This window comes from Streptomyces sp. NPDC037410, assembly GCF_055602235.1.
The window spans coordinates 91,252-102,068 of sequence record NZ_JBVJWR010000028.1 but is presented as its reverse complement, the minus strand read 5'-3'; the positions used below and the strand labels follow the sequence as shown (position 1 = coordinate 102,068).

Annotated in this window: 7 protein-coding genes; all 7 read right to left on the bottom strand. The window is 71.2% G+C overall.

Translation table 11 applies throughout. The features are described 5' to 3' along the window. Positions 1-90: 90 nt before the first annotated feature. Complete coding sequence (locus ACZ7HT_RS33225) at positions 91-666, bottom strand: TetR/AcrR family transcriptional regulator (RefSeq protein WP_471172825.1); 576 nt, start codon at positions 664-666, stop codon at positions 91-93. Positions 667-749: 83 nt separating this feature from the next. Then, complete coding sequence (gene serA, locus ACZ7HT_RS33220; protein WP_471172823.1) at positions 750-2,339, bottom strand: phosphoglycerate dehydrogenase; 1,590 nt, start codon at positions 2,337-2,339, stop codon at positions 750-752. Between the two features lie 236 nt (positions 2,340-2,575). Next, positions 2,576-3,577 carry a ketol-acid reductoisomerase gene (gene ilvC / locus ACZ7HT_RS33215; protein ID WP_471172820.1) on the bottom strand — a complete coding sequence of 334 codons (1,002 nt, stop codon included), beginning with the start codon at positions 3,575-3,577 and terminating at the stop codon, positions 2,576-2,578. Positions 3,578-3,696: 119 nt separating this feature from the next. Further along, positions 3,697-4,224, bottom strand: a complete 528-nt coding sequence (gene ilvN, locus ACZ7HT_RS33210) for an acetolactate synthase small subunit (RefSeq protein WP_471172818.1) — start codon at positions 4,222-4,224, stop codon at positions 3,697-3,699. A 31-nt stretch (positions 4,225-4,255) separates the two neighbouring features. Next, positions 4,256-6,103 carry an acetolactate synthase large subunit gene (locus ACZ7HT_RS33205; RefSeq protein ID WP_471172816.1) on the bottom strand — a complete coding sequence of 616 codons (1,848 nt, stop codon included), beginning with the start codon at positions 6,101-6,103 and terminating at the stop codon, positions 4,256-4,258. A gap of 229 nt (positions 6,104-6,332) precedes the next feature. Next, on the bottom strand, positions 6,333-9,173 hold the full coding sequence (locus ACZ7HT_RS33200; RefSeq protein WP_471172835.1) for a putative bifunctional diguanylate cyclase/phosphodiesterase: 2,841 nt from the start codon (positions 9,171-9,173) through the stop codon (positions 6,333-6,335). A 677-nt stretch (positions 9,174-9,850) separates the two neighbouring features. Continuing rightward, the gene (locus ACZ7HT_RS33195) at positions 9,851-10,816 is read right to left on the bottom strand and encodes a 2-hydroxyacid dehydrogenase (protein ID WP_471172814.1); all 966 of its coding nucleotides are present in this window, start codon (positions 10,814-10,816) and stop codon (positions 9,851-9,853) included. Position 10,817 lies beyond the last annotated feature (1 nt).

The following is a 10,817-nucleotide window of genomic DNA, read 5'->3' as shown; positions in this document are numbered from 1 at the left end:
AGCGCGAACGCGCGACCGGCCGCAGGCGAACACCGCAATCTGAAACAGGGGTCGCCTCACGTGGCGACCCACGACCTCAAAACCAGATCACTAGCGGCCCTCCATCAGGACCCGCAGCCCCGCGGTGAGGTCGTCGGCGCTCGGGGCGGTCTCGGGGTCGACCATCCACTGGATCATGACGCCGGTCGCGAGGGCCTGGCAGAGCAGTCCGGCGACGCGGGCCTTCTCCGGGTCCTGCTCCGGGTCGATGCCGAGGAAGCCCTGCGCCATGCCGAGGCGGCCCTCGCGCTGGGGTTCCTTGATGGCCTCGCGGAGCTTCTCGTCGTCGTCGATGCGGGTGACGACCTCGGTCTGGAGCTTCCAGACCGGGCGGCTCGGGCCGGCCGCGGCGATGACCTGCTCCCAGACGGCGCGGAAGCGCTCGTACGGGTCGGCCGGCAGCGCCTTCTCGCCCTCGGCCCCGGCCGCGCCCGCCCGGTCGCCCCACTCCTCGGTCAGCGCCAGGAAGGCCTGCTGGAGCAGGGCGTCCTTGGAGCCGTAGTGGTAGCCGATGGAGGCGAGGTTGGTGCCCGAGGCGGCGACGATGTCGCGCGCGGTGGTGCGCCCGTACCCCTTCTCCAGGAGGCAGCGCTTGGCGCCTTCGAGGAGGTCTTCCTTGTGTCCCATGACAGCACTGTACCCGGCCGATAGACGCTTGTGTAAGACGAGCGTCTACCGACCGGGTACGGGTGGCGTGCGAGTGGCGTGCGTCAGATCAGGTTGACCGAGCGGGCCGAGGTCGCGCCGATCTCCTCCGCGATCTCCGCGATCACGGACGCCGGGACGGTGTCGTCCACGGTGAGCACGACGAGCGCCTCGCCGCCCTCCTCCGCGCGGGAGACCTGCATGCCGGCGATGTTCAGACCGGCCTCGCCGAGGATCCGGCCGACGGTGCCGACGACACCCGGGCGGTCCTCGTAGCGCAGCACGACCATGTGGTCGGCCAGCGACAGGTCCACGTCGTAGTCGCCGACCGCGACGATCTTCTGCAGGTGCTTGGGGCCGGCCAGTGTGCCGGAGACCGAGACCTCCTGGCCGTCCGACAGGGTGCCGCGCACGGTGACCATGTTGCGGTGGTCGGGCGACTCGGAGCTCGTCGTCAGGCGCACCTCGACACCGCGCTCCTGCGCGAACAGCGGGGCGTTGACGTACGACACGGTCTCGTCGACCACGTCCTCGAACACGCCCTTGAGCGCGGAGAGTTCGAGCACCTTCACGTCGTGCTGGGTGATCTCGCCGTAGACCTCGACGTCGAGCCGGGCCGCGACCTCGCCCGCGAGGGCGGTGAAGATCCGGCCGAGCTTCTCGGCGAGCGGCAGGCCCGGCTTCACGTCCTCAGCGATGACACCGCCCTGGACGTTGACCGCGTCCGGGACGAGCTCGCCCGCGAGCGCCAGGCGCACCGACCTGGCGACGGCGATGCCGGCCTTCTCCTGGGCCTCGTCCGTGGAGGCGCCGAGGTGCGGGGTGCAGACGACCTGGTCGAGCTCGAAGAGCGGGGAGTCCGTGCAGGGCTCCTTCGCGTACACGTCGAGGCCGGCGCCGGCGACGCGGCCCTCCTTGAGGGCCGAGTACAGCGCGGCCTCGTCCACGATCCCGCCGCGCGCGGCGTTGACGATGCGGACCGAGGGCTTGACCTTGTGCAGCGCCTCGTCGCCGATGAGACCGAGGGTCTCCGGGGTCTTCGGCAGGTGGACGGTGATGAAGTCGGCGACCTCCAGGAGCTCGTCCAGGGCCAGCAGCTTCACCCCCATCTGGGCGGCGCGGGCCGGCTGCACGTAGGGGTCGTACGCGACGATCTTCATGCCGAAGGCGGACATGCGCTGGGCGACCAGGACGCCGATGCGGCCCAGGCCGACGACGCCGAGGGTCTTCTCGCTGAGCTCGACGCCCGTGTACTTCGAGCGCTTCCACTCGCCGTTCTTCAGCGCGGTGTTGGCCTGCGGGATGTTGCGCGCGGTGGCGACGAGCAGGCCGCACGCGAGCTCGGCCGCGGTCACGATGTTCGACGTGGGGGCGTTCACGACCATCACGCCGGCCTTGGTGGCGGCGGAGACGTCGACGTTGTCCAGACCGACACCCGCGCGGGCGACGACCCGCAGCTTGTTCGCGGCGGCGATGGCCTCGGCGTCGACCTTGGTCGCGGAGCGGACCAGGATCGCGTCCACATCGGCGATGGCGGGGATCAGCTCGGCCCGGTCGGCGCCGTTGCAGTGCCGGATCTCGAAGTCCGGTCCCAGGGCGTCCACGGTGGCGGGCGACAGCTCTTCAGCGATGAGTACGACAGGTTTCGAGCTCACGTGGGTCCTCACAGAGGCAGTGCGGACGGCCGTCCCGACGGCCGCAGGCGGTGGAGGGGGCTTGCCGCGTGAAAGCGCACGACGCTGTGGGCCAGACGCGATGTTGTTGAGCAGTGTAGTGGTGCATCGGCGCTGTTCTTACGCCTCGTTGGAAGGATCACCCGTCCGTGGTTGGACGGGGTGTCCAACGATGCGGCCGGGGGCCGGACACGGTGTCCGGCCCCCGGCCTGAAGGCTTACGCCTCCTCGTCGTTCACCCAGCTCATGAGCTTGCGCAGCTCCTTGCCGGTGGTCTCCAGGAGGTGGTTGGCGTCCTGGGTCTTGTACTCGTTGTACTTCTTCAGACCGCCGTGGTACTCGGCCATCCACTCCTTGGCGAAGGTGCCGTCCTGGATCTCCGCGAGGACCTTCTTCATCTCGGCCTTGGTGGCGTCGGTGATGATCCGCGGGCCCGTGACGTAGTCGCCCCACTCGGCGGTCTCGGAGACCGACCAGCGCATCTTCTCCAGACCGCCCTCGTACATGAGGTCGACGATGAGCTTCAGCTCGTGCAGGCACTCGAAGTAGGCGATCTCCGGCTGGTAGCCGGCCTCGGTCAGGGTCTCGAAGCCCGCCTTGACCAGAGCCGCGGTGCCACCGCAGAGGACGGCCTGCTCACCGAACAGGTCGGTCTCGGTCTCCTCGGTGAAGGTCGTCTTGATGACGCCGGCGCGGGTGCCCCCGATGCCCTTGGCGTACGAGAGCGCCAGGTCGAAGGCCTTGCCGGTGGCGTCCTGCTCGACGGCCGCGATGCACGGAACGCCGCGGCCCTCCTCGTACTGACGGCGGACCAGGTGGCCCGGGCCCTTCGGGGCGACCAGGGCGACGTCGATGCCCTCGGGCACCTTGATGAAGCCGTAGCGGACGTTCAGGCCGTGACCGAAGAAGAGCGCGTCGCCCTCCTTCAGGTGGTCCTTGATGGACTCCTCGTAGACCTGGGCCTGGATCGGGTCCGGGGTCAGGATCATGATGAGGTCGGCCTCTTCGGCCGCCTGGGCGACGGAGACGACGCGCAGGCCCTGCTCCTCGGCCTTGGCCTTGGACTTCGAGCCCTCCTGGAGACCGACGCGGACGTCGACACCGGAGTCACGGAGCGACAGCGCGTGGGCGTGGCCCTGGCTGCCGTAGCCGATCACCGCGACCTTGCGGCCCTGGATGATGGACAGGTCGGCGTCGGCGTCGTAGAACAGCTCGGCCACTGGGTATCTCCTTGAGGTGCTGGTGTTGCGTCCCACCGTACGGCGGGGAGCGGGAGGAAGGTTTTCGGGTCTCGTCAGTCGGACCGCCGGACGGACCGGCGGTTGACTACCGATGACTCTCAGGCGCTGCGGTCGAGGGCCCGCAGGGACCGGTCCGTGATGGACCGGGCGCCACGCCCTATGGCGATCGTGCCGGACTGCACGAGCTCCTTGACGCCGAACTGCTCCAGCATCTTGAGCATCGCGTCGAGCTTGTCACTCGAACCGGTGGCCTCGATGGTGACCGCCTCGGGCGAGACGTCCACGGTCTTGGCGCGGAACAGCTGCACGATCTCGACGATCTGGGAGCGGGTCTCGTTGTCGGCGCGGACCTTCACCAGGACGAGCTCGCGCTGGATCGCAGCGCTGGGCTCGAGTTCGACGATCTTCAGGACGTTGACCAGCTTGTTGAGCTGCTTGGTCACCTGCTCCAGGGGCAGGTCCTCGACATTGACCACGATGGTGATGCGGGAGATGTCGGGGTGTTCGGTGACGCCCACGGCGAGCGAGTCGATGTTGAAGCCGCGGCGGGAGAAGAGGGCGGCGATCCGGGCGAGGATGCCGGGCGTGTTCTCGACGAGAACGGAGAGCGTGTGCTTGGTGGCCATGTCTGGGTCTCTTCCTTTTCGCTCTGCGCGCTCAGTCGTCTTCGCCGTCGCCGAAGTCGGGGCGGACGCCCCGCGCGGCCATGACCTCGTCGTTCGAGGTGCCGGCGGCGACCATCGGCCAGACCTGGGCGTCCTCGTGGACGATGAAGTCGATCACGACCGGGCGGTCGTTGATGGCATTGGCCTCGGCGATGACCCTGTCCAGGTCGGCCGGGTCCTCACAGCGCAGGGCGACACAGCCCATGGCCTCGGACAGCTTGACGAAGTCGGGGACGCGGGTGCCCTTGTTCGCCTTGATGTCGTCCGGTCCGGAGTGCAGGACCGTGTTGGAGTAGCGCTGGTTGTAGAAGAGCGTCTGCCACTGCCGGACCATGCCCAGGGCGCCGTTGTTGATGATGGCGACCTTGATCGGGATGTTGTTGAGGGCGCAGGTGGTGAGCTCCTGGTTGGTCATCTGGAAGCAGCCGTCGCCGTCGACCGCCCAGACCGTGCGGTCCGGCATGCCGGCCTTGGCGCCCATCGCGGCGGGGACCGCGTAGCCCATCGTCCCGGCGCCGCCGGAGTTCAGCCAGGTGGCCGGCTGCTCGTAGTCGATGAAGTGGGCGGCCCACATCTGGTGCTGGCCGACGCCCGCGGCGAAGATCGTGCCCTCGGGGGCGAGCTGGCCGATGCGCTGGATGACCTGCTGCGGCGAGAGGCTGCCGTCTTCCGGCAGGTCGTAGCCGAGCGGGTAGGTCTCGCGCCAGCGGTTCAGGTCGCTCCACCAGTCGGTGTAGTCGCCCTTGTTGCCCTCGCTGTGCTCGGCCTGGACGGCCTGGACCAGGTCGGCGATGACCTCGCGGGCGTCACCGACGATCGGGACGTCGGCGGCGCGGTTCTTGCCGATCTCGGCCGGGTCGATGTCCGCGTGGACGATCTTGGCGTACGGGGCGAAGCTGTCGATCTTGCCGGTGACGCGGTCGTCGAAGCGGGCGCCGAGGGCGACGATCAGGTCGGCCTTCTGCAGCGCGGTGACGGCGGTGACGGCACCGTGCATGCCGGGCATGCCGACGTGCAGCGGGTGGCTGTCGGGGAACGCGCCGAGCGCCATCAGGGTGGTGGTGACCGGGGCGCCGGTGAGCTCGGCGAGGATCCTCAGCTCGGCGGTGGCGCCGGACTTGATGACACCGCCGCCGACGTAGAGCACGGGCCGCTTGGCGGCGTTGATCAGCTTGGCGGCCTCGCGGATCTGCTTGGCGTGCGGCTTGGTCACCGGGCGGTAGCCGGGCAGGTCGGTCTGCGGCGGCCAGCTGAAGGTGGTCTTCGCCTGGAGGGCGTCCTTGGAGATGTCGACCAGGACCGGGCCGGGGCGGCCGGTGGAGGCGATGTGGAAGGCCTCGGCGATCGTCCGCGGGATGTCCTCGGCCTTGGTGACGAGGAAGTTGTGCTTGGTGATCGGCATCGTGATGCCGCAGATGTCCGCCTCCTGGAAGGCGTCCGTGCCGATCGACTTCGAGGAGACCTGGCCGGTGATCGCGACGAGCGGGACCGAGTCCATGTGCGCGTCGGCGATCGGGGTGACCAGGTTGGTCGCGCCGGGGCCCGAGGTCGCCATGCAGACGCCGACCTTGCCGGTGGCCTGGGCGTACCCGGTGGCGGCGTGGCCCGCCCCCTGCTCGTGGCGGACGAGGATGTGACGCACCCGCTTCGAGTCCATCATCGGGTCGTAGGCGGGGAGGATCGCGCCGCCGGGAATGCCGAAGACGGTGTCGGCGCCCACTTCCTCGAGAGAGCGGATGAGGGACTGCGCGCCCGTGACGTGCTCGACGGCGGTGGGCTGCGCGCCGTTACGGGGCCGCGGCTGCGGATGGTGCCCGGTGGCCTGCTCGGTCATCAGCATCTCTTCTCGAAGCAGAGGGTTTTTGCGAGGTGTTTCGCAGGGGTTTGCGTCGTTTTTGGGGTGAGCCGGTGCAACAAAAAACCCCTCGTGCCGTGAGGCAAGCGAGGGGAGCGCGTCGGGTGCGTTTCAAGCGGGGCTTTTCGGAGGCCCGGCTTCAGCCGACGCGCTTTCCAAGTACGAGAATTCGGGTGCGCATGGCACTGACCCTCCCTCTCCGGCCTCACCACTGTCAAGTGGGTGGGACGGGCGTCTCAGTATGTGAGCCGATCGGGGGACGGTTTCCGACACGGACCGGGACCGCTCCGGGAAGCGGATATTCGTCCCGTACGAGGGCCCTGCGCAGGCGGTACTCGTCGAGCGGGCCCGAGAAGGCCATGCCCTGGGCGTGCGTGCAGCCCATCGCGCGCAGGGCGATGACCTGCTCCGGGACGTCGACTCCCTCGGCGACGGTCTGCATGCCGAGCTCGCCGGCGATGCGCAGCACCCCGCGGGTGATCTTGCGGAGCCTGGCCGACTCGACGACGCCTTCGACGAGCCCCCGGTCCAGCTTCAGTATGTCGACGGGGAGCCTCCGCAGGGCGTTGATCGCCACGTGTCCGCTGCCGAAGCCGTCGAGCGCGATCCGCACCCCGAGCCTGCGCAGCGTGACCAGGCGCTGTTCCAGCTCGTCGAGGGACGTCCGGGGGTCGCTGTCGGCGAGCTCGACGATCAGCGAACCGGACGGCAGCCCGTGCCGGGTGAGGAGCGACTCGACCGAGCCGAGGGGCAGCGAGCGGTCCAGGAGCCGCCGGGCCGAGAGCCGGATGGACACCGGCGCGCGGTGACCGATTCCCGCCCGCTCGGCGGCCTGCTCGACGGCCTCCTCCAGGAGCCAGCGGCCGAGCTCGGCGGTGCGCTCGCCGTCGTCGGTGACGCGGAGGTACTCGGCCGGGGTGAAGAGGATGCCCTGGCTGGAGCGCCAGCGCGCCTGGGCGCTGACGGCGGAGATCCGGCCGGTGGCGAGGTCGACGACCGGCTGGTGGAGCAGGGCGAACTCGCCGTCGTGCAGCGCGGTGCGCAGCCGGGCGGCGAGCTCGGTGCGCCGGACCACCTCGGCCTGCATCTGCGGGGCGTAGAGCTCGACGCGGTCCTTGCCGGCGGCCTTGGCCCGGTACATGGCCAGGTCGGCGTTGCGCAGCAGGTCGCCGGCCTCCATGCCGGGCTCGGCGAAGGCGACGCCGATGGAGGCGGCGACCCGCACCTCGTTGCCCCCGTCGACGCGGTAGGGCTGGGAGAGGGTGAGCCGGAGCCGGTCGGCGATCTCCTGGACCTGGTTGCGGCGGGCCGCCCGGTCGCGGCCGCCGTCGCCGAGGATGAGCGCGGCGAACTCGTCGCCGCCGAGCCTGGCCGCGGTGTCCCCGGCCCGTACGGAGTCGTGGAGGCGGCGGGCGGCCTGGACGAGGAGGTCGTCGCCCGCCTGGTGGCCGAGGCGGTCGTTGACCCCCTTGAAGCCGTCGAGGTCGATGAAGAGCACGGCGGTGCCGGGGTCGGAGGAGCGGCGGCCGCCGAGCGCCTGCCGGACCCGCCGGGTGAAGAGGGCCCGGTTGGGCAGGTCGGTGAGCGGGTCGTGCTCGGCGTTGTGCTGCAACTGGGCCTGGAGGCGGACGCGTTCGGTGACGTCCCGGCTGTTGAAGATCAGGCCGCCCTGGTGCCGGTTGACGGTGGACTCGACGTTGAGCCAGTCTCCGCGGCCCGAGCGGAAGCGGCACTCGATCCGGGTGGTGGGCTCCTCGGCGGGCGAGACGGCGAGGAAGCGCCGCACCTCGTGGACGACGGCGCCGAGGTCGTCGGGGTGGATCAGGGAGGAGAGCTCGGAGCCGATGAGCTCGTCGGCGTCCCGTCCGTACACGCCGGAGGCGGCCGGGCTGACGTAGCGGAGTATCCCGGTGGGCGCGGCGATCATGATGACGTCGCTGGAACCCTGCACGAGCGACCTGAAGTGGTTCTCCTTCTGGGCCAGTTCGTGGGTGAGGGCGATGTTGTCGAGGAGCATGATGCCCTGCCGTACGACGAGGGCGAGCACCACCGTGCAGCCGGTGAGGACGACGACGCGGTCGACCCGGCGCCCCTCGACGACGTTGTACAGGATGCCGAGGGTGCAGACCGCGGCGGCGAGGTACGGGGTGAGGGCGGCGAGCGAGCCGGCGACCGGGCGGCTGTGCAGCCAGGGGCCGCGCGCGGTGGCCGCGCTGTCCGGCGGGCGGCGCACGCCCCAGGGCGCGTAGGCGAGGAGCAGGGAGCCGGCGAACCAGCCGGCGTCGAGGAGCTGGCCCGAGGCGTAGCTCTCGCGGAGCAGCGGCGAGGTGAACAGGGCGTCGCACAGCACGGTCAGGGCGAGCGCGGCGATGGCGGTGTTGGTCGCCGAGCGGTTCGCCTGGGAGCGGCGGAAGTGCAGGACGAGGACCATGCTGACGAGCACGATGTCGAGCAGGGGGTACGCGAGCGACAGCGCGGCCTGGGCGACGGACTCGCCCTCGACGTACGCGGTGCGGGCGAGGGCGAGGCTCCAGGAGAGCGTGAGCAGGGAGCCGCCGATGAGCCAGGTGTCGAGCCCCAGGCACACCCAGCCGGCCCGGGTGACGGGCTTCTTGGCGAGGACGAGGAGGCCGACGATGGCGGGCGGCGCGAAGAGCAGGAAGCAGAGGTCGGCGACGGAGAAGTCCGGCACGTCGGTGCGGAGCACGACCTCGTACCAGCCCCAGACGGCGTTGCCCGCGGCCGCCATGAAGGAGGAGAAGGCGAAGAGCAGCCAGGCCGGGCGGGCGCTGTCGTGGTGGGCGCGGCCGTAGAGGAAGCAGGAGACGGCGGCGGTGAGCGCGGCGGCGCTGAGCCCGAAGTCGCCCATGAAGAGCGCGAGTCGGGGGGAGCCCCAGCCGAGGGAGGCGCCGGTGGTGTAGCCCGCGCAGAGGAGTCCGAGGGCGACCTGGGCGACGGCTCCGCCGAGGCGGGGGCGCCCGGGGTCCGGGTGGCCGGAGCCGCCGGCGCCTCCTCCGACGGGGCGGCGCGTGATGACCGCCCCCGGCGCGCTCACCGGACCCTCCGGCGCCGGGCCGCCGCACCCGACCGCGTCGTGCGGCCGCGCCGCCGGCTCGTCGCCCCCCGCGGGGCCGTGCCCGTCGCGGTCGCAGTCGTCCCGGCCGTGCGCGTCACGGTCGCGCGGCCGCCCGGAGTCCCGTACGGGTCTGCCGTCCGCACAGGCCTCGCGGTCCGGCAGCCCGGCACGAACGTCGGCGGCGGCGCGCTGCGCCGGCTCGGCGCACTCGGCCCCGGTCGGGGCGTCCTGACCGGGGACCCGGTGCACGGCGTCGTCGGCTCCGGTCGGAGCGCCCAGCCCGGGGGCCCGATGCGCGGTGCCGTCGGGCCCGGTCGGGGCGTCCCGCCCAGGGGCCCGGTGCGCGGCGGCGCGTGGCGTTCGGTGGGGTGCCGCCTGGTCCGGCACCGAGTGTGCGAAGCGCGGCGGCGGTGTCGCCGCGTCGGATCGTCGGTCCTCCGGCCGTGCTCCACCCGTCGCCCCCCTCGGAATCTGATGATCCGTCACTTCGCTCCCCAGCGTCAGCCCGTACTCGACGCAGTCCCCCGCCACGGGACGATACACCAGGACCGTCACTCAGGGACAGGGGCGCAGTACTCTCCGTGACGACCAGAGGGCTTGTACGCGGCGCGTGTCGGGGGCGCGCATCACACGTCCGGCCGAACGCGACCCTCCGTTCAGCCGGTGGTGAGCAGCACGTTGGCCGGCTCCTCGCCCGCCGCGAACCTCCGCAACTGTCCCGCGATCAGCCGCTTCGCCCTCGGCATGAAGGCCGAAGTGGAACCACCCACATGGGGACTGATCAGGACACCGGGAGCGTGCCACAAAGGGTGCCCGGCCGGCAGCGGTTCGGGGTCGGTGACATCGAGCGCCGCCGTGATCCTGCCACCCTCGACCTCCTTGAGCAGCGCGTTCGTGTCGACGACCGGCCCCCGGGCGACGTTCACCAGGAGCGCCCCGTCCTTCATCCGCCCGAGGAACGCGGCGTCGGCGAGGTGCGTGGTCCCGGGCGTGAGCGGAGTGGACAGCACGACCACGTCCGCCTCCGGAAGCAGCGCCGGCAGGTCCGTCAGGGCGTGCACCGGGCCGCGCTCTGTGGTGGGCGCGGAGCGCGCGACGCGCGCCACCCGCGCGCACTCGAAGGGCGCGAGCCGGTCCTCGATGGCGGCGCCGATCGATCCGTACCCGACGATCAGGACGGACTTGTCGGCGAGGGCCGGGTAGAAGCCGGACCGCCACTCCTCGGCGTCCTGGCCGCGCACGAAGCCGGGGATGCCGCGCAGCGAGGCGAGGATCAGGGCGAGGGTGAGCTCGGCGGTGCTGGCCTCGTGGACCCCCTTCGCGTTGCAGAGGGCGACCCCCGGCCGCAGCGAGCCGAGGCCCGGCGTGACGTGGTCGATGCCGGCGGACAGGGTCTGCACGACCCGGAGCGAGGTCATCCCGGCCAGGGGCCGTACGGCGATCGCCGAGCCCTTCATGTACGGGACGACGTAGAACGCGCAGCGCGCCGGATCGGCCGGGAACTCGGGACCGCCGTCCCAGAAGCGGTAGTTCAGGCCCGACGCCCCCGGTGCCGGGAGCCCCTCGATCTCGTCCGCCGGAATGGGAAGCCACACGTCAGCGGTCGTGTCTTCGAATCTCATG